The sequence below is a fragment of the Sphingopyxis sp. genome (assembly GCF_036675685.1).
GTDB lineage: Bacteria > Pseudomonadota > Alphaproteobacteria > Sphingomonadales > Sphingomonadaceae > Sphingopyxis.
The window spans coordinates 103,399-121,155 of sequence record NZ_JAKFEM010000002.1; the positions used below are offsets into that span (position 1 = coordinate 103,399).

At 66.1% G+C, this 17,757-nt stretch carries 14 protein-coding genes; 7 read left to right on the top strand and 7 right to left on the bottom strand.

Annotation, left to right across the window (positions count from 1 at the left end; all coding sequences use genetic code 11):
* Nucleotides 1-3 precede the first annotated feature (3 nt).
* The gene (gene rpsB, locus V6M50_RS00635; RefSeq protein WP_332816591.1) at nt 4-888 is read right to left on the bottom strand and encodes a 30S ribosomal protein S2; all 885 of its coding nucleotides are present in this window, start codon (nt 886-888) and stop codon (nt 4-6) included.
* Nucleotides 889-1,211: 323 nt separating this feature from the next.
* On the opposite strand from rpsB, the gene V6M50_RS00640 reads away from it, so the two are divergent.
* Entirely contained in the window at nt 1,212-1,472 is a 261-nt protein-coding gene (locus V6M50_RS00640; RefSeq protein ID WP_332816592.1) for a hypothetical protein, read from the top strand.
* Here the strand turns inward: V6M50_RS00640 and V6M50_RS00645 are convergent.
* Together V6M50_RS00645 and V6M50_RS00650 are read right to left on the bottom strand one after the other, a co-directional pair.
* Nucleotides 1,456-2,229, bottom strand: a complete 774-nt coding sequence (locus V6M50_RS00645) for a CDP-alcohol phosphatidyltransferase family protein (protein WP_332816593.1) — start codon at nt 2,227-2,229, stop codon at nt 1,456-1,458. The two genes, V6M50_RS00640 and V6M50_RS00645, sit on opposite strands and share 17 nt — an antisense overlap.
* A gap of 1 nt (nt 2,230) precedes the next feature.
* On the bottom strand, nt 2,231-2,965 hold the full coding sequence (locus tag V6M50_RS00650) for a phosphatidylserine decarboxylase (RefSeq protein ID WP_332816594.1): 735 nt from the start codon (nt 2,963-2,965) through the stop codon (nt 2,231-2,233).
* 135 nt (nt 2,966-3,100) lie between these two features.
* Here V6M50_RS00650 and V6M50_RS00655 point away from each other — a divergent pair, with 135 nt between their 5' ends.
* From V6M50_RS00655 to V6M50_RS00665, 3 genes are all read left to right on the top strand, one after another.
* Nucleotides 3,101-4,315 carry an NADP-dependent isocitrate dehydrogenase gene (locus V6M50_RS00655; protein ID WP_332816595.1) on the top strand — a complete coding sequence of 405 codons (1,215 nt, stop codon included), beginning with the start codon at nt 3,101-3,103 and terminating at the stop codon, nt 4,313-4,315.
* Nucleotides 4,316-4,381: 66 nt separating this feature from the next.
* Nucleotides 4,382-6,172, top strand: coding sequence for a cation:proton antiporter domain-containing protein (locus V6M50_RS00660; protein WP_332816596.1), 1,791 nt, complete (start codon nt 4,382-4,384; stop codon nt 6,170-6,172).
* Nucleotides 6,173-6,194: 22 nt separating this feature from the next.
* Nucleotides 6,195-7,514: an NAD(P)/FAD-dependent oxidoreductase gene (locus tag V6M50_RS00665; RefSeq protein WP_332816597.1), complete on the top strand. Its 1,320-nt coding sequence runs from the start codon at nt 6,195-6,197 to the stop codon at nt 7,512-7,514.
* On the opposite strand, the gene V6M50_RS00670 is transcribed toward V6M50_RS00665, so the two are convergent.
* Nucleotides 7,511-10,447 carry a M16 family metallopeptidase gene (locus V6M50_RS00670; RefSeq protein ID WP_332816598.1) on the bottom strand — a complete coding sequence of 979 codons (2,937 nt, stop codon included), beginning with the start codon at nt 10,445-10,447 and terminating at the stop codon, nt 7,511-7,513. The genes V6M50_RS00665 and V6M50_RS00670 overlap by 4 nt on opposite strands.
* Before the next feature lie 139 nt (nt 10,448-10,586).
* Between V6M50_RS00670 and V6M50_RS00675 the strand changes: the two genes are divergently transcribed.
* Nucleotides 10,587-11,405, top strand: coding sequence for a carbon-nitrogen hydrolase family protein (locus tag V6M50_RS00675; RefSeq protein WP_443030462.1), 819 nt, complete (start codon nt 10,587-10,589; stop codon nt 11,403-11,405).
* Nucleotides 11,406-11,545: 140 nt separating this feature from the next.
* Here V6M50_RS00675 and V6M50_RS00680 read toward each other — a convergent pair whose 3' ends face one another.
* Together V6M50_RS00680 and V6M50_RS00685 are read right to left on the bottom strand one after the other, a co-directional pair.
* Nucleotides 11,546-11,776: a hypothetical protein gene (locus V6M50_RS00680; protein WP_332816600.1), complete on the bottom strand. Its 231-nt coding sequence runs from the start codon at nt 11,774-11,776 to the stop codon at nt 11,546-11,548.
* A 174-nt stretch (nt 11,777-11,950) separates the two neighbouring features.
* Nucleotides 11,951-12,739 carry an NUDIX hydrolase gene (locus V6M50_RS00685; protein WP_332816601.1) on the bottom strand — a complete coding sequence of 263 codons (789 nt, stop codon included), beginning with the start codon at nt 12,737-12,739 and terminating at the stop codon, nt 11,951-11,953.
* Between the two features lie 103 nt (nt 12,740-12,842).
* On the opposite strand from V6M50_RS00685, the gene V6M50_RS00690 reads away from it, so the two are divergent.
* Nucleotides 12,843-13,475 carry a DUF4126 domain-containing protein gene (locus V6M50_RS00690; protein ID WP_332816688.1) on the top strand — a complete coding sequence of 211 codons (633 nt, stop codon included), beginning with the start codon at nt 12,843-12,845 and terminating at the stop codon, nt 13,473-13,475.
* A 145-nt stretch (nt 13,476-13,620) separates the two neighbouring features.
* Nucleotides 13,621-16,431 carry an autotransporter family protein gene (locus tag V6M50_RS00695; protein ID WP_332816602.1) on the top strand — a complete coding sequence of 937 codons (2,811 nt, stop codon included), beginning with the start codon at nt 13,621-13,623 and terminating at the stop codon, nt 16,429-16,431.
* A 3-nt stretch (nt 16,432-16,434) separates the two neighbouring features.
* On the opposite strand, the gene V6M50_RS00700 is transcribed toward V6M50_RS00695, so the two are convergent.
* Nucleotides 16,435-17,658 carry an NAD(P)/FAD-dependent oxidoreductase gene (locus V6M50_RS00700; protein ID WP_332816603.1) on the bottom strand — a complete coding sequence of 408 codons (1,224 nt, stop codon included), beginning with the start codon at nt 17,656-17,658 and terminating at the stop codon, nt 16,435-16,437.
* Nucleotides 17,659-17,757 lie beyond the last annotated feature (99 nt).

The window sequence follows — 17,757 nt, forward strand, 5'->3', positions numbered from 1 at the left end:
CGCTCAGGCGTCGCTCTGGCGTTCGGTTTCGGCAGCAGCTTCGGCCGGGACCTGTTCGTCCTCGGTCACCGGAGCGGCGTCGACGACGGGAGCGGCTTCGACGGCCGGGGTTTCTTCAGCGACGGGAGCCGCTTCTTCGGTCAGCGCCGCTTCGGCGACGGGCTCGACGGCAGCGCCGAGATCTTCGCCGCGGTTCGCGCGGGCCTGCTGGCCACCACGCGTTGCCGCCTGGGCAACCGCATCGCAGTAAAGGCGGATCGCGCGGGCAGCGTCATCGTTCGCCGGAACCGGGAACGCGATGCCGTCGGGCGAGACGTTCGAATCGAGGATCGCGACGACGGGGATGCCAAGGACGTTGGCTTCCTTGATCGCCAGCTCTTCCTTGTTCGCGTCGATCACGAACATCACGTCGGGAATGCCGCCCATGTCGCGGATGCCGCCGAGCGACATTTCGAGCTTGTCGCGTTCGCGGGTGCGATTGAGCACTTCCTTCTTGGTGAGACCCGAGGTGTCGCCCGAGAGCTGCTCTTCGAGCGTCTTGAGGCGCTTGATCGAGTTCGAGATCGTCTTCCAGTTGGTGAGCATGCCGCCCAGCCAGCGGTGGTTGACGAAGTGCTGGCCCGAAGCACGCGCGGCGTCGGCGATCGGACCCTGCGCCTGGCGCTTGGTGCCGACGAAGAGGACCTTGCCGCCGGCAGCCGACGAGGACGCGATGAAGTCGAGCGCGCGCGCAAAGAGCGGCACGGTCTGCGACAGGTCGAGAATGTGGATGCCGTTACGCGCACCGAAAATATACGGCTTCATGCGCGGGTTCCAGCGGTGGGTCTGGTGGCCGAAGTGGGCGCCAGCCTCGATAAGATTCTGCATCGTGACGACAGGTGCCGCCATAGTCTTTCTCCTTCCGGTTGGTCCTCTGGAAAGCAAGAACCGAAGGTCCGCAAGCGGACGATCCGGCACCGGTTTATGTGCGCCTTCCATGTGGAATGGCCGGGCCGTTAGCCGCCTTGGCTGTCAAAAGCAAGGGGTGAACGCCCATTTTTGCGACGAAGAACCACCACGCGCGCGCCTCAACCCGGCGACAAACTGACTCCGTTCGTCGCAAAACGGTTGAGAACAAAACGGGAACATGGAACGAAGAGCCAAGCGAAGCCGTCCCAAGGACACGTCCCAACAACAGGGGTTTCGCATAATGAAGCCGGAAGGACAAGATCATGGTTCAGGTCGCAGCCGCTCTCCTTTTCGCCATCGCCGCCGGACTCGGCGTCACGGTGATCCTGGCCATGCTCAAGAATAACGAGAATGCGATTCTCTCGGCGCTGCTCGGCGAAGGCGCATTCCCCGTCGAAGCCGCGCCGCAGGCAGGACCCGCTCCGCAAAAGATAACGCTGCGCCGTTCGCCAGCGCGCCACGACGCCGCGCGCCCGATCCGCGCTGCCGTTCGCATGCAGCCGGCACTCAGCCGCGCCGCCTGACCTTCGCGTAACTCGCGATGCCGAAAGGCAACATCGCCATATAGAGGGCGCACACCGCGAGTAACGTGTGCCATGGCGCGGTGACGAGCGCGGCGCCGAGCAGGCCGACGCCGGCCAGCGCGAAGATACGCCACGAGCGGCGAAGCCGGATCGAAGACCAGCTATAGGTCGGGATCGCCGAAATCATCAGCATGGCGACGGCGAGCGCCCAGGGCATGACGACATACCATTCACGAAACAGGTCGTTCCCGGTCACCAGCCACAGATAGACGGGGACGAACGACAGCCCCGCCCCCGCGGGCGCCGGAATGCCGGTCATGAAGCCCGCCGACTTGTGCGGCTGGAAATCGGCATCCAGGCGCGAATTGAAGCGCGCAAGGCGCAGCGCGCAACACACGGCGAGGGCCAGCGCCGCGGTCCAGCCGAATTTGGGCGCGTCGGCCAGCGACCAGAGGAAGAGGATCATCGCCGGCGCGACGCCAAAGGCGATCACGTCGGACAGCGAATCGAGCTCGGCGCCGAATTTGCTCTGGGCGCGAAGCAAACGGGCGATGCGCCCATCCATGCCGTCGAGCACCCCGGCGACGATGACCATTGTGACCGCCGCAGCCCATTCGCCGCCGATCGCGAAGCGGACGCCGGTCAGCCCCGAACATAGCGCGAGGATGGTAATCGCGTTGGGCGCGAAGGCGCGCAGGCTGATCCCGGCAATGCGGCGCCCCGCGGCGTCGGGAATGACCTGCTCGTCCTCCGTCATTTTACTGACCGACGCCGTCGATCATCTCGGCCTTGCCGATCCGCGCGACGATCGTCTCGCCGGCGAGGGTGCGCTGGCCGAGCAGCACCTGCGGCGTCGTGCCCGCGGGCAGGTAGACATCGACGCGGCTGCCGAAACGGATGAGCCCGACGCGCTGGCCGGTGGCGAGTTCGTTGCCCATGGTGACGAAGGGCATGATGCGCCGCGCGACGAGGCCGGCGATCTGGGTGAAGCCGACGCGTACCCCGTCGGCGCGCTCGACGACGAAATGCTGGCGTTCATTTTCCTCGCTCGCCTTGTCGAGGTCGGCGTTCAGGAACTTGCCGGGGATATAGACGAGCTTGCGCAGCGTGCCCGCAACCGGGGTGCGGTTGATGTGGACGTCGAAGACGCTCATGAAAATCGACACACGCAGCATCGGCGCATCGCCCAGCCCGTCGAGGCCGGCAATCTCGGGCGGCGGCGGCACTTCGGCGATCTGGGTCACGAGCCCGTCGGCGGGCGCGATGATGACATCGCCGCTCGTCGGGGTCACGCGTTCGGGGTCGCGGAAGAAGGCGCCGACCCAGACGGTCACGCCCAGCATCAACCAGCCGAGGATTTCCCAGCCGAGCAGCCAGAAACAGAGGGTGATGATACCCGCGATCAAAAGGAACTTGCGGCCTTCGGGATGGATCGACGGCCAGTGCCATTTGATACCGCCACCGGGGCGGTTGGAAGAGATGATGGTGGACATGGCGGTTCTTCTAGGGTGCGCTCCAACACCTGACAATGGATAAGGTATCGGGGCAGTTCCACCGGCAGTTGAACAATCGCGCCGCATTGCCTAAGGCGCCAAGCAATCCGACTCCCCAAGGAAAAAGGCAGCAGCATGGGCAAGATCAAGGTAGTCAACCCGGTCGTCGAACTCGATGGCGACGAAATGACGCGGATCATCTGGCAATGGATCCGCGAACGGCTGATCCTCCCCTATCTCGACGTCGACCTCCATTATTACGATCTCAGCATCGAGATGCGCGACCAGACCGACGACAAGATCACGGTCGATGCCGCCAATGCGATCAAGAAGCACGGCGTCGGCGTGAAGTGCGCGACGATCACTCCCGACGAACAGCGCGTCGAGGAATTCGGCCTGAAAAAGATGTGGAAATCGCCGAACGGCACGATCCGCAACATCCTGGGCGGCGTCGTCTTCCGCGAACCGATCGTGATGAAGAATGTCCCGCGTCTCGTTCCCGGCTGGACCGACCCGATCGTCGTCGGCCGCCACGCGTTCGGCGACCAGTATCGCGCGACCGACTTCCGTGTCCCCGGCCCCGGCAAGCTGCGCTTGGTGTTCGAGGGCGAGGACGGCACGCTGATCGACGAGGAAGTGTTCCAGTTCCCGTCGTCGGGCGTCGCGATGGCGATGTACAACCTCGACGATTCGATCCGCGACTTTGCGCGCGCCAGCCTGAACTACGGCCTCGCGCGCCAGTGGCCGGTGTATCTGTCGACCAAGAACACGATCCTCAAGGCCTATGACGGCCGCTTCAAGGACCTGTTCGAGGAAGTGTTCAACGCCGAATTCAAGGCGCAGTTCGACGAAGCCGGCATCACTTATGAGCATCGCCTGATCGACGACATGGTCGCATCGGCACTGAAATGGTCGGGCAAGTTCGTCTGGGCCTGCAAGAATTACGACGGCGACGTCCAGTCGGACACCGTCGCGCAGGGCTTCGGCTCGCTGGGCCTGATGACCAGCGTGCTGATGACCCCCGACGGCCAGACGGTCGAATCCGAAGCCGCGCACGGCACCGTCACCCGCCACTATCGCATGCACCAGCAGGGCAAGGCGACCTCGACCAACCCGATCGCGTCGATCTTCGCCTGGACAGGCGGGCTCAAGCATCGCGGCAAGCTCGACGGCACGCCCGAGGTGGTGAAGTTCGCCGACGACCTGGAGAAGGTCTGCGTCGCGACGGTCGAAAGCGGCAAGATGACCAAGGATCTGGCGCTGCTGATCGGCCCCGATCAGAACTGGCTCACGACCGAAGGCTTCTTCGAAGCGATCGTCGAAAACCTCGAAAAGAAGATGGGTAGCTGAAAACAACCAAAAAGGTTGGGTTAGCCATCTAGCCAACCGGGGCCGGCCTGCATAAGGTCGGCCCTTATGGTATCGGAAACAGAAACCTCCGCCATCGGCAATGCGCTGGTGGTCCTCGGCGCCGCGGGCATCGTGATCCCGGCGTTCGCGCGTTTCCGCCTTCCGCCCGTGATCGGCTTCATCCTCGTCGGCCTGCTCGTCGGGCCATCGGGGCTCGGTGCGCTCGCGGGCGATTATCCGTGGCTGAAGCACATCACGATCGCGTCGACCGAAGACATCGCGCTCTTCGCCGAATTCGGCATCATCCTGCTGCTGTTCTCGATCGGGCTCGAGCTGTCGTTCCGCCGCCTCTGGCAGCTGCGGAAACTGGTGTTCGGCATCGGCGCGGCGGAGCTGTTGCTCGGCGGCGCGATCCTCGGCGGCGCGCTATGGCTGGTGGGCGGTTATTCGACCCCCGCCGCTTTTGGCCTCGGCATTGCCCTCGCCCTCTCCTCGACCGCGCTGGTGCTGCCCATCGCGGGCACCAAATCGGCGGTCGGGCGCGCTTCCTTCTCGATGTTGCTGTTCGAGGATCTGGCGATCGTCCCGATCATCTTCATCCTCGGCGCGCTGGCGCCGACTGCGGCCGCGGGCGGCACCGAAGCGCTGCTGACGACGTTATGGCAAGGGGTCGTCGTCGTGGCGGTGCTCGCAATCGCCGGCTGGTTCCTGTTGCCGCGCATCTTCGCGCAGGCCGCGCGCGCCAAGGATCCCGAGCTGTTCCTCGCCGCCAGTCTGCTCGTCGTGATAGTCGCGGCGATGGCGACTGCGGCGGCCGGGCTGTCACCGATCGTCGGCGCACTGCTCGCAGGGCTGATGATCGCCGAAACCGAATATCATAACGAGGTCGAGGCGATCACCGCACCGTTCAAGGGCCTCGCGCTCGGGGTGTTCCTGATCAGCGTCGGCATGGGCCTCAACCTCAAGACAATCGCCGAGCAATGGCCGCAGCTGATCGTCGCGGTCGTCGGCGTCGTTGCGATCAAGGCGATCGTCACCGCGGCGCTCCTGCGCTTTTCGAACGTCGCGCGGCGCGGCACCGCGGCCGAGGTCGGCCTCTTGATGTCGAGCCCATCCGAGACGACCCTGATCGTGCTCGCGACCGCGTTGCAGGCGCAGATCATCGGCCGCGACACCGCCGAATTCTGGCAGCTCGTCACCGCGATCGGCCTGACCATCACGCCTTTGCTCGCACGTATCGGCCACGACATCGCGCGGCGGATCGAAATGCGCAGCGAAGGCGCGAGACCCGAAGAGACCCCCGAAGGTCGCACCGTCGTCGTCGGCTTCGGCCGCGTCGGGCACACCGTCGCCGAACTGCTGCGCGAGCATGACCGACCCTATATCGCCGTCGATGCCGACATTGACACCGTCGCCGCGGCGCGGCGCGACGGCTTCATCGTCCGTTTTGCTGACGTCGCGCGCCCGGGCGCCCTCGACAAGCTGGGGATCGAGACCGCCAACGCGATCGTTCTCACCATGGACGATCCGGTACAGCAGCTCAGGATGACGCGACAGCTGCGCCAGAAATATCCCGACCTGCCGATCATCAGCCGCGCGCGCGACGCCGACCATGCCGCCACCCTCTATCAGGCGGGCGCGAGCGATGCGGTGCCCGAAACGCTCGAAAGCTCGCTGCAACTCGCCGAAGCGGTGCTGATCGACCTCGGCGTCGCGATGGGGCCGGTGATCGCGTCAATCCATGATGTGCGCGCCAAGATGCGGCACGACATCATGACCAAAGGCCAGCTCGAGCGCGAGCCGCGTATCCGCAAATTGCGTCCCCCCATCCGTACGCCGCAAAGCGACGGCACCTAGCCCTTTTTTCGAGGAGTTCGTCGTGACCGCGAAGCGCAAGACCCAGATCGTGATCGTGGGCGGCGGCGCGGGCGGGCTCGAACTCGCGCGACGGCTCGGCGTCCGCTACGGCCGCGCGAAGCACGACATCATCCTGATCGACAAGAATCGTACCCATGTGTGGAAGCCGCTGCTCCACGAGGTCGCGACCGGATCGCTCGACGCCAATCTCGACGAGGTCGGCTATCGCAGCCATTGCCACCGCTGGGGCTATCGTTTCTTTCCGGGCACGCTCGAAAGCATCGACACCGCCGCGCGCGAGATCGTCATCGCGCCGATGCTCGACGAGGACGGCAGCGAGCTGATCGCGCGGCATCGGCTGCGCTTCGATTATCTGGTGCTCGCCATGGGGTCCGTCGGCAACGACTTCGGCACCCTTGGCGCACGCGAACATTGCATCTTCCTCGACGAACGGCCGCAAGCCGATCGCTTCCGCAACAAGCTGCTCGATCATTGCCTGCGCGTCTCGCACGCGATGATGAAAGACCCGGCGAGCGATGCGCAGGTCCATATCGCGCTCGTCGGCGGCGGTGCAACGGGGGTCGAGCTGGCCGCCGAACTGTTCAACGCCGCGGGCGGGCTGCGCTATTATGGTCTCGAGGTGTTCGACGAGAAACGCCTGCGCGTCACGCTGATCGAAGCGGGTCCGCGCATCCTGCCCGCGCTTCCCGAACGGCTGGCCGAGGCGGCACAGCAGGAGCTCGAGGCGCTCGGCGTCACCGTGCTTACGAACATGCCGGTGACCGAGGTGCGCGCCGACGCGATGATCCTGAAATCGGGGGAGCGCATTCCCGCCGACCTCCGTGTGTGGGCGGCGGGCGTAAAAACCGCGCCGCTCGCCAATGAGGACGACGGGCTGGAGCGTGCGCGCAGCGGACAGTTCGTGGTCCGCCCGACGCTGCAAACCACCGCCGATGACCGCATCTTCGCGATCGGCGACTGCGCCTATTGCGTGCTGCCCGGCGACGAACGGCCGCTCCCGCCACGCGCGCAGTCGGCGCACCAGATGGCGTCGGCGGTGTTCCGCAATCTCGTCGCGATCCAGGCGGACAAGCCGCTCACCGATTTCGTCTATCGCGACCATGGCTCGCTCGTGTCGCTCAGCCGTTTTTCGACGGTGGGCAGCCTGATGGGCAATCTGATCGGCGGGCGCATGGCGATCGAGGGGCGGCTCGCGCGCTTCGTCTATACCTCGCTATACCGCATGCACCTGATCGCGATCCACGGCTGGCTCCACGGGCTGGCGTTGATCCTGATCGGCCGGGTGAACGCGATCATCCGCCCCCGTCTCAAGCTGCACTAACGCCCGCCCGCCGCCGGCGCGGGCGCCGCGCCCAGCGCCGACGCATCGGCCAGCGTCATCCCCTTGGGCAGGATCGCCAGCGACCATTGGCGCTCGGGCGTCAGATATTGCCGCGCGAGCCGCTGCACGTCGGCGGCGGTGACCGCCGAAATATCGTCCTGAATCGACAGTGCCGCCGCGGCGACGCGCGGATCGCGCGTCGCGCCCTCGAGCAGGAACATCCAATAGACATTGCCGGTCGAGGCACGCGCAACCTGCTCGCGGATCGGCACGGCGTTGCGCGCCAGCTCGTCGGCGCTGACCGGCTGCGCCACCAGGTCGGCGGCAATATCCCTCGCGATCCCATAGAATCGATCAAGGTCCTTGGGCGCCAGCAGGCTGCCGACGAGCAGGTAACCGCCGCTGTCGAAACCCGTCGGCCAGTGGCTGTCGACCACCGGGCCATAGCTCGCGCCCTGCTCGGCGCGGAGGCGGTCGAACAAGCGGTCGTTGAAGACCGCAGCCAGCACTTCCAATCCGCGCGCGTCGCGCGGGCTGGCAAGGCCGCCGCCGGTCGGCCAGGCGGTCATCGCGGCCGCTTGCCCCTGTTCGCCGCGGTGATAGGCGATCTCGGGCGCGGTAACATGTTTGGCGAAGTCGACACGCTGGCCGCTTGGCGGCGCCAATATCTTGCGCGGCGGCAGCGCGCCCAGCGTTTCGGCGAGGATCCTGCGATAGTCGATCGATTCGAGATCGCCGAAAATCTGCACTTCGATCGGCCCGCTGGCGAGCCGCGGTTCCCAAAAGGCGCGGAAGGCGGCGGGGGTCAGCGCGTCGATCTGAGCCTTGTCGGGGGCCGCCCAGCGCGCGTCGTTGTTCGTAAGCCAGCCGCGCAAATTGCGGTCGAGCACCGCGTTAGGGGTCGCGTCGTTGAGGTCATAGCCGGTGAGGAAACCGATGCGGAGCCGTTCGACCGGCGACGGATCCCAGCGCGGCTGGGCCAGCTTTCCGGCGATCAGCCGCATCTGGTCGGAAAGGTCGGCGGGCTTGCTTTCGGCCGACAGTTCGAACGCATCGTCGTCGATCGCAAAATTCAGCTGGATCTGCCGTCCGTTGGTCAGCTGGTCGATCTCATTCTGGCCCCAAGGGCCAATGCCGCTCGCGACCAGCGCATAGTCGCCGGTCCACAAGAGGTTCGGCGCGTCGGCGGCGACGCTGCGGTTGCCGGTGCCGAAGCGGACATTGACGCGCACCTTGCCCGGCTCGACCTTGTTGTTCGAAACGAGCGCGGTGACGCCGTTGGCAAATTCGATCCGTTCGGCGCGCAGGCCAAGGATGCTGGTCGTCGATGTGATCGTCCCCGGCTGGCCGATGGCGGGAAGCTGTTTGAAATCGGCCCTGACCGTCGCCAACCGGTCGTCGCGCGCGGTCACCGGCGCCTTCAGGGCGGCGAGCACGGCGGCATTGCCGCCCGCGGCAGTCGGGGTCGTCAACACGACGCGCGTCACCGGCGCGGCAAAGATTGCGCGGCTGATGTCGAGCATCGTCTTGGGCGTCGCCGAGGCGCGGATCGCCTTGAACATGTCGACCTGGCCCTGCGGGCTGGTCACCGTCTCGCCGATGTCGACCGCGCGGACCATATCGTCGGCCAGCCGCGCGCCGGGTTCGTTGCGGGCATTTTCCAGTTCCTTGCGCAGGAATGCCTCGATCTCGTTCGCCTCGCGGTCGATATCGGCCTGCGACGGCGGTTTGCTGGTTGCGTCGGCGATCACCCCGCGCACGTCGGCAAGCGCGGCCTTCCAGTCGCTGAGCGGGACAATCGATGCCATCGTCACATCGGCACTGCGGCTGACATATTGCTGCTCGACCGTGGCGACCAGATAGCTGCCGCCGCTGCGCGCGCGGTTTTCGAGCCGGCGATTGACCAGCGCCTGGGCGATGAATTCCAGGTAGAGCCGCCGTGTATTTTCGACGGTGTCGATCCGCTTCTGCCACGGCCGCACCATCGCCAGCGTCAGCGCGAGCGGCTGGTTCGCCTCGACAATCTCGAGCGCCGCCGGCTTCTTGGGGTCGGGCTTGCCGAAATCGGGTTGCGCCGGCTTCGGTGCATTGGCGCGCCAGTCGCCATAATATTTCTCGATCAGCCGGGCGAATTCCGCCGGATCGCCATCGCCAGCGATGACCACCACCGCGCGGTCGGGACGATACCAGCGATCGTGAAAGGCGGCGACCGACGTCGCGTTTGCCTTGCCCAGCGAGGCGGTCGTGCCGATCGGCGAGCGGTCGCCGAGGAGCTGGCCGGCGAACAGATGCGCGTTGGTGGCATCGCCGATCCGCTTTTGCGGACCATCCGATTCGCGCAGCTCGGACATCACGACGCCGCGCTCGGCGGCGACCGCCAGTTCCGAAATCCGCGGTTCGCGGACCATGCCCGACAGCAATTTCATGCTTTCGTCGAGGTTGGCCGGCGTCACGCTCGGCAAATCGAGCTGATACGCGGTCTGGGTCGGGGTCGTCTGCGCGTTCGAATCGCTGCCGAAGGTAACGCCGAAACGCTGCCAGATACGCTTGGCTTCGCCATCGGGGATATGCTCCGACCCGCGAAAGGTCAGATGCTCGAGAAGATGGGCGTAGCCGCGTTCCTGCTCGGTTTCGAACATCGAACCGACATCCATCCGCACCCGGATCGACACCTGCCCCGGGGGCACGCCGTTGTTACGCACCGCATAACGCACGCCATTGGGCAGGACGCCGAACTGCCATGCGGTGTCGCGCGGGATGTCGCTGCCGGCATAGAGCCAGTCGCCACCGTTCGCCTGGCTAGCTGCCGTCGTGGTCGATGCGCCGCTCTGCGCATAGCTCGCGGGCGAAATCAGCAGCAGCGCGGCAGCGGCGCTGGCGGACAGGAGGAGACGGGCGAAACGAAGCGGCGTGCGCGCGGGAGAATTGGACATTGGCGTATCTTATCGCCTTCGAACCTTGCTGGCCACTGAACTGTCGCGGGCGCTTGTCCTGCGCGCGACAGAGGCTTAGCCAGATGCGATGAACGCCCTTGCATCATCGCCCACCTCCCCCGTCGCCGCTTTGGTGCAGATGACGAGCGGGATAGACCCCGCCGCCAATCTCGCGGCGATCGACCGCGTCATGGGCGAGGCCGCGGCGGGCGGCGCCGCCATGGCCTTCCTGCCCGAAATGTCTTTGCTGCTCGACCGCGACCGCGCACGCTCGGCGACGCATATCGTCCGCGAAGCCGACAGCCCCTGGCCCACCGCGCTCCAGGCGATGGCGCAAAAGCACGGCCTATGGCTGCATTCGGGATCGATGCCGCTGCTCGCCGACGACGGCGCGCGCCGCGTGAACCGCAGCCATGTCATCGCCGCCGACGGCAGCATCCGCGCCCGCTATGACAAGATCCATATGTTCGACGTCACACTGCCGTCGGGCGAGAATTGGCAAGAATCGGCGGCCTATGCTGGCGGCGATGCAATCACCGTGGTCGACACGCCGCTCGGGCTATTGGGGCTCAGCATCTGCTATGACCTGCGCTTCCCCGAACTCTATCGGGCGCTGGTCGATCGCGGTGCGACGTTGATTGCCATCCCGGCGGCCTTTACCGTGTCGACCGGCGAGGCACATTGGCATGTGCTGATGCGCGCGCGCGCGATCGAAACCGGCTGTCATATCGTGGCGGCGGCGCAGTGCGGAACGCATGGCGACGGCCGGGAAACCTATGGCCACAGCCTGGCGGTCGATCCCTGGGGCAAGGTGCTTGCCGATGCGGGGACGAAGGGCGATGCGGGAAATGGGGGCTATGCGTTGAGCTATGCGCCGATTGCCGGCGCCGCGGCCGACGGCGCGCGGCAAGCAATCCCGCTCGCGCGATCGCGGGCAAACCGGAACATCGCGCTTTAGATCATATCTTCAGTTGCGCCGCGTGCGTCGCATAAGGCGCACCGCAGCGAAAGCCAGCCGAGGCCGATGACCATCATGGACGCGCAAAGGGCCCCGAGCGAAGCTCGGAGCCCTTTGGTATCGGTATTGATCAGCCGTGATTACGGGCTGGTCGGTTCGTCGTCGTTGTTGTCCGACGCGATGATGATGCCACCAACGATAGCAACGAGAGCGAGGACAGCGATGATCCAGCTCGTGCTGCCTTCGAGTTCGCTCTGGCCGTCAACGGTCGAAACGGCAGCAGCTGCGGGAGCGGCCGAAGCCGCAACGGGAGCTACAACCATCGAGGTCGCTGCGAGGGAGATCGCAGCCTTCTTAAGCAGGTTCATCATATTCTCCGTCCACTGGATTAGTCTTGTCGAATCACACCGGAGGAACATCCCCCGATCTGCTTCTGCAGGGCCCTCTTAGGCACAGCGGTCAGCAATTGCAACGACGATTTGCCCTAGCCGGCCAATTCTTAGTAAATTGCTAAATAGGGAGAAAATTGCTTGTCCAAAGCCGTTTTATCCACGCCGGACTCGGTCGAAGGATTCACGGGTGACGGGATAGCCCAGATGCGCCGGGATACACAGAAAGGCCTGCCCTCCGCGCTCTTCGATCCACGGCGTGATCAACTCGACCGGAAACTGCCCAGAATGCGCTGAAAAGCTGGAGAAATCACTCGTCTGCGCCAGGCGCTCGAGATTACGGCGGGTGGGGAAAATCACCGACACGTCGCCGCGATCGGCCATCGCCAGCGTGTCCTTCGCGCTCGCCCAGAAAATATGGCTATGCTCGGCCTCTTCGACCGTCAGTTCATGGCTGTGCGGCGGCGCGGCAACGGCATAGAATCGCGTGTCGAAAGTCCGCGCCTCTTTGAAATTCGGGCACCAGCGCGCGAAGGGGACGAAGGATTCGAGGGCGATTCGGTCACCGCGCTCCGCCAATATATCGGAAAGCAGGGTCCCCGCGAGCAACGCCTGCCGCACGGCGGCGACGTCGCTTTCCGCCAACGCCGGCCAGCCGACCGCGAGCCCCGTTTCTTCCAGCGTTTCGCGCAAGGCCGCAACCCGCGCCGCGCCATCGGCCTCGTCGGCGCCAAGCCCATGTTGCCGCGCCACCAGATAATCGTCGGGGTCGACGCGCCCGCCGGGAAACACGACTGCACCGGCGGCGAAGGCCATCGTGGCCGACCGCTTGACCATCAATATCTCATCGGGTCCGCCACCATCTGGGGGGCGCATGATGACAAGCGTCGCCGCGGGAATTGCGCCATCGGGCAGGACCGCGGGCGGAGGAGCAACATTGGCCATGCCAGGGGCGATAACCGCGCCGCGCGACCTTGTCATCTCGGCATTGCGGGCGGGCGGCAGCGGGTGCAAGATGGAGGGCAGATCAGCGACGGGGAGCAGGACATTGGGAATCGTCGAGATTTTGGGCGTCGCCGGCAGTCTGAGCCTTCTTGCAGGCTGGCGGCTCTATCTGACCATATTGGCCACCGGCACCGCGATGCACTTCGGCTGGCTGCCGCTGCCCGAGCATCTCGCCGCATTGCAGGTTCTCGCCAACCCGTGGGTGCTGGGGGTCGCCGCGATCGGCACGCTCGCCGAATTCCTTGCCGACAAGGTCGCGTGGGTCGATTCGATCTGGGACATGGTCCACAGCGTCATTCGCCCGCTCGGCGGCGCGCTCCTCGCGCTGGCGCTCGTCGACTCGTCCGATCCGACCTGGCAGGTGATCGCCTTCCTGCTGGGCGGCGGCGGGGCGCTGCTGAGCCATGGCGCGAAGGCGACGACGCGCGCCGTCGTCAACGTCAGCCCCGAGCCATTCAGCAACGCGGTGGTTTCGACCGGCGAGGATGTCGCAACCGGCGGCTTGCTTGCGCTCGCGATCGCCTATCCGCCGCTTGCGATCGTCATCGCGATCCTGCTCGCGGTCGCCGCGGTCATAGTCATCATCGCGCTGCGCCGCCTGCTGCGCAATATCAAGACGACATTGAAAAAGGCGCTGGGCGATGAACCGCCGGCGGCAGGAGAATACGGACCCTAGACCGGTCGAAAAACGCGATGAGCCGACAGCCCGTTAGCAATTGCATAACCGTCGCTGCATAAGCTATTACACGGAAACAGCGCATTTTTCTCGACCGCTTGACGGGAAAAAGGGACCAGGCTGCGCCCAGCAAAAGGGGAAAGCCATGCCTATCGCGACTGCACGCCAAATTTCCACGTCCTCCTTCCGCCGGCCGCTGATCAGCGCTGCGATCCTCCTTGTCTTCGGTCATGCTACGCCGGCGCTGGCGGACTGCACCTTCGTGCCGACCGCCGGGGATGATAATCATCTCTGCGACAGCGGAACGTCCCCCGGCGGGCTGAACGACCCCGGCGGCAACAATCGGCTCACCCTCCCCGCCGGCGGCACCGGGACGGTGGGCGGCAATGTGACCTTCGGCGGCGACGTCGATCGCATCCTGGTCGCATCGGGACAAATTACCGGTTCGGTCGATCAGGGCAATGGCGACGATTTTTTTGAAATCTCGGCCGGCAGGGTCACCGGCACGGTGCAGCAAGGCGAAGGCCTCGACGATTTCCGGATGACCGGCGGCGAGATCAATGTGCTCAACCAGGGCGGTTCGCTCGATACATTTTTCATGTCGGGCGGGCGAATTGTCGACGCGTTCGACGATGGCGACAATGCCAGGATGACTGGCGGCCGTATCGGGCGCGTCAACATGAAGCTGGCCGACAATCTCTTCGACATGTCGGGCGGCACGATCGATCGCAATCTCGTCACCGGTTTCGGCAACGACACGATCATCCTGTCGGGCGGCACGATCGGTGGCAATATCAGCGTATCGGGCGGCACCGACAGTGTGACGATCACCGGCGGATCGGTCGGCGGCGACGTACTGATGAGCGTCGGCACCGACCGGGTCGTCTGGGACGGCGGCGGCGTCGTGCACGGCACGATCGACCTCGGCGGCGACAACGACAGCGCGCGGCTCGCCGACCTGACGAACGCCCATCTTGGCGGGGCGCCGCGGATCACCGGCGGCGAGGGAACCGACGCGCTGGTCCTCGACAACGTCACAACCGGCGGTGTCGCCCGCTTCGACGGCTGGGAAACGATCAACGCGACGAACGATAGCGAGCTGACTTTCGACAGCTTTTTGACGATGGGCGATGCCGGAACCGGAACCGGGACTTTCACGCTCGACGCGTCGAGCACGATTTTCGGCGGCGGCACCAATGGCGGAATCGCCGCCTTCGCCGCTGGCCAGCGCGCAACTTTCATCAACGCGGGGCGGATCGACCTGACGAACGGCACGACAGGTCCGGGGGACAGCTTCACCGTGCGCGGCAATTATGTCGGCGACGGAGGGCTGCTGCTCATCGACACCGTCCTTGGCGACGATGCGTCGCTGTCCGACAAGCTGGTGATCGACGGCGGCAGCGCGTCGGGTACGACGGGGGTCACCGTGCTCAACGCCGGCGGCACGGGCGCGGTCACGGCGCTGAATGGCATCCTTATCGTCGAGGCGATCAACGGCGCGACCACCGCGAGCGGCACCTTTGCGCTCAACCATCGCGTCGCGGTCGGCGCCTATGAATATTTCCTGTTCCGCGGCGGCACATCCACCGGCACGGGGGAAAATTGGTATCTGCGCTCGACGCTGCCGCCGCCGCCCGCTCCCGCCGCCCCGCCCCCACCCGAGCCCGCGCCCGCACCGCCGGTCCTGACGCCGCCGCCCGCGCCCGAGCCCGAGCCCCTTCCGCCCGAACCGCCGCCGCCGCCGCCGCCGCCCGTGCCCGATCCGCCTCCCCCGCCGCCCGAACCGACGCCGGTCGATCCCGATCCGGTGGACCCGGCGCCGCCAGTGACCATCGTCGATCCGCCGCCGGCGCCGACGCCCGAGCCACCGCCGGCGCCCGAACCCGAAGCGCCGCCGCCGCCGCCCGAACCGCCGACCGAACCCGCGCCGGTCCCGCCGGCCGATCCCGAAGTTGTGGTCGAGCCGCCGACGCCGGGCGCGACGCCGGCCGTCGCCGAGGCCGGCGAAGTCGTTCCGCTCTATCGTCCCGAGGTCGCGGCCTTCGTTGCCTCCGTGCCGGTCGCGCATCACCTCGCCGCCGCCACGCTCGGCACCTTCCACGAACGCCGCGGCGAGCAGGCGCTGCTCCGCGGCGGCGGCGTGCTCCCGTCGACCTGGGGCCGTGTTTTCGCTGAGAATAGCGAAATCAAATGGGACGGCGACGTCGCCCCCTCGCTCGACGGCGACCTCTCCGGCTTCCAGATCGGACAGGATTTCGCCGGCTGGGGCGAAGATGGCGGAACGAACATCCGCCTCGGCGCCTTCGTCGGACGCGCGTCGACCGACGGCACGGTCCGCGGCGGTGCGATCGGCTGGAACGACCTGACGGTCGGCCAGATCGACGTCAAAGCCACGAGCCTGGCCGGCTATGCGACGCTGGTCGGCGAAAGCGGCTGGTACGTCGACGCCGTGGTGATGCGCAGCTGGTTCGACGGCAATAGCGCCGCCAGCACCGGCGAGGCGATCGACGTCGACGGCACCGGCTGGGCCGCTTCGCTCGAAGGCGGCGTTCCCGTCGCGCTGTCAAGCCGCTGGACGCTTGAGCCGCAGGCGCAGATCGTATGGCAGCGGATCAAGCTCGACGATCGGGCCGATGCCTTCTCGACGATCGATTTCGCCGCGGGCGATTCGCTGACCGGGCGCGTCGGCCTGCGATTGCAGGGCGAATATGGTGGCTTCCAGCCCTATCTCCATGCCAGCCTGTGGCACGGCCTGTCGGGCGACCAGACGACGCGTTTCGGCACCGACCCGATCCGCACCGACCTCGGCCGGACCGAAGCCGAAGTCGGCGCCGGGGTTATCGCGCGCTTCGGCGAAAGCGTCGCGGTGCATGTGAAGGGCGACTATGCCTTCGACGCCGACGGGCCGCGCAGCCGGCGCTACGGCGGCACGGTCGGGATGACGATCCGCTGGTAGGGGTCAGGCGGGAAGCAAAGCCTTCAGCGGGGTTTCGGTATCGGCGAGCTGCTCGGTGGTCGCCCGCAGCCCCGCGGTGACGATCATCCGGCCCTGGACATAGTCCTTGGTCGCGTTGACGCAGTCGAGCGCGATCACCCGCCCCGCCTTGAGGTAGACGACCGAGAAGCTGCGCGCCGCGGGATCGCCGCGCAGCACCGCCTGGTCGTGCCCGGTCGACAGCCCTGCGGTCTGGAGTTTCAGGTCATATTGGTTCGACCAGAACCACGGGATGGCATGGTAAGGCGCTTCGTCGCCGACGATGCCCTTAGCGACGACATTCGCCTGGTCGTTGGCATTCTGCACCGATTCCAGTCGGATACAGGCGCCCTCGGCAAAATCATTCTCGTGCGCCGCGCAGTCGCCGATCGCATAGGTATCGGGCAGGCTGGTCTTGCAGAGCCGGTCGACGAGCACGCCGTTTCCGCCCTCCGCCCCTGCCGCGATCAGCGGTTCGACCGCGGGCACGATGCCGATGCCGACGATGACAAGATCGGCGGCGATCAGCTCGCCGTCCGACAGCCTCACCCCCGTCACATGATCGTCGCCTTCGATCGCATCGACGCACACGCCGAGCCGAAGGTCGACGCCATGATCGCGATGTTCCTTTTCAAAGAATCGCGACAGTTCGGCGCCGGCAACGCGCGCAAGAACCCGATCGAGCGCTTCCAAGAGCACGACCTTCTTGCCCGCCTTGCGCAGCACTGCCGCGGCCTCGAGCCCGATATAGCCGCCGCCGATGACGACGATCTGGCTTGCGGTTTCGGAGGCCGCCTTCATCGCATCGGCATCGGCGCGGGTCCGCACGCCCTGCACGCCGGGAAGGTCACCGCCGGGGATCGGCAGCATGCGCGGGCTGCCGCCGGTCGCCCAGACGAGCTTGCCATAGCCGATCGTCTCGCCGCCGCCAGTAGTGACCGTGTGCGCGGCCGGATCGACCGACACGACGCGCGTGCCGAGCAGCATCGTCACTTCGCGCTCATCCCAATATTTGGCGGGGCGCAGCTGGATGCGTTCGAATTCCTTTTCGCCCGCGAAATATTCCTTCGACAGCGGTGGGCGTTCGTAAGGGAGTTCAGGCTCGTCGCCGATGATCGCGATGCTGCCTGCAAACTTCTGCGTGCGCAGCATGATCGCCACCTGCGCCCCGCCGTGCCCCGCGCCCACAATCACCACGTCGAACTGCATTGCGTTCCTCTCCCGCTGCTTGTGAGGGCGTCCCTTGCACGCACCGCCCAGCGAGGCAAGCTGCGCCGGCCTCGCCGTAGCGAAAGAAAAACTTGGGAT

What these genes read in the sequence shown, in the direction of transcription:
- rpsB (WP_332816591.1), bottom strand. Translation starts at nt 888, where the DNA reads ATGGCGGCACCTGTCGTCACGATGCAGAATCTTATCGAGGCTGGCGCC.
- V6M50_RS00640 (WP_332816592.1), top strand. Translation starts at nt 1,212, where the DNA reads ATGGTTCAGGTCGCAGCCGCTCTCCTTTTCGCCATCGCCGCCGGACTC.
- V6M50_RS00645 (WP_332816593.1), bottom strand. Translation starts at nt 2,229, where the DNA reads ATGACGGAGGACGAGCAGGTCATTCCCGACGCCGCGGGGCGCCGCATT.
- V6M50_RS00650 (WP_332816594.1), bottom strand. Translation starts at nt 2,965, where the DNA reads ATGTCCACCATCATCTCTTCCAACCGCCCCGGTGGCGGTATCAAATGG.
- V6M50_RS00655 (WP_332816595.1), top strand. Translation starts at nt 3,101, where the DNA reads ATGGGCAAGATCAAGGTAGTCAACCCGGTCGTCGAACTCGATGGCGAC.
- V6M50_RS00660 (WP_332816596.1), top strand. Translation starts at nt 4,382, where the DNA reads ATGGTATCGGAAACAGAAACCTCCGCCATCGGCAATGCGCTGGTGGTC.
- V6M50_RS00670 (WP_332816598.1), bottom strand. Translation starts at nt 10,447, where the DNA reads ATGTCCAATTCTCCCGCGCGCACGCCGCTTCGTTTCGCCCGTCTCCTC.
- V6M50_RS00675 (WP_443030462.1), top strand. Translation starts at nt 10,587, where the DNA reads ATGACGAGCGGGATAGACCCCGCCGCCAATCTCGCGGCGATCGACCGC.
- V6M50_RS00680 (WP_332816600.1), bottom strand. Translation starts at nt 11,776, where the DNA reads ATGATGAACCTGCTTAAGAAGGCTGCGATCTCCCTCGCAGCGACCTCG.
- V6M50_RS00685 (WP_332816601.1), bottom strand. Translation starts at nt 12,739, where the DNA reads ATGGCCAATGTTGCTCCTCCGCCCGCGGTCCTGCCCGATGGCGCAATT.
- V6M50_RS00695 (WP_332816602.1), top strand. Translation starts at nt 13,621, where the DNA reads ATGCCTATCGCGACTGCACGCCAAATTTCCACGTCCTCCTTCCGCCGG.
- V6M50_RS00700 (WP_332816603.1), bottom strand. Translation starts at nt 17,658, where the DNA reads ATGCAGTTCGACGTGGTGATTGTGGGCGCGGGGCACGGCGGGGCGCAG.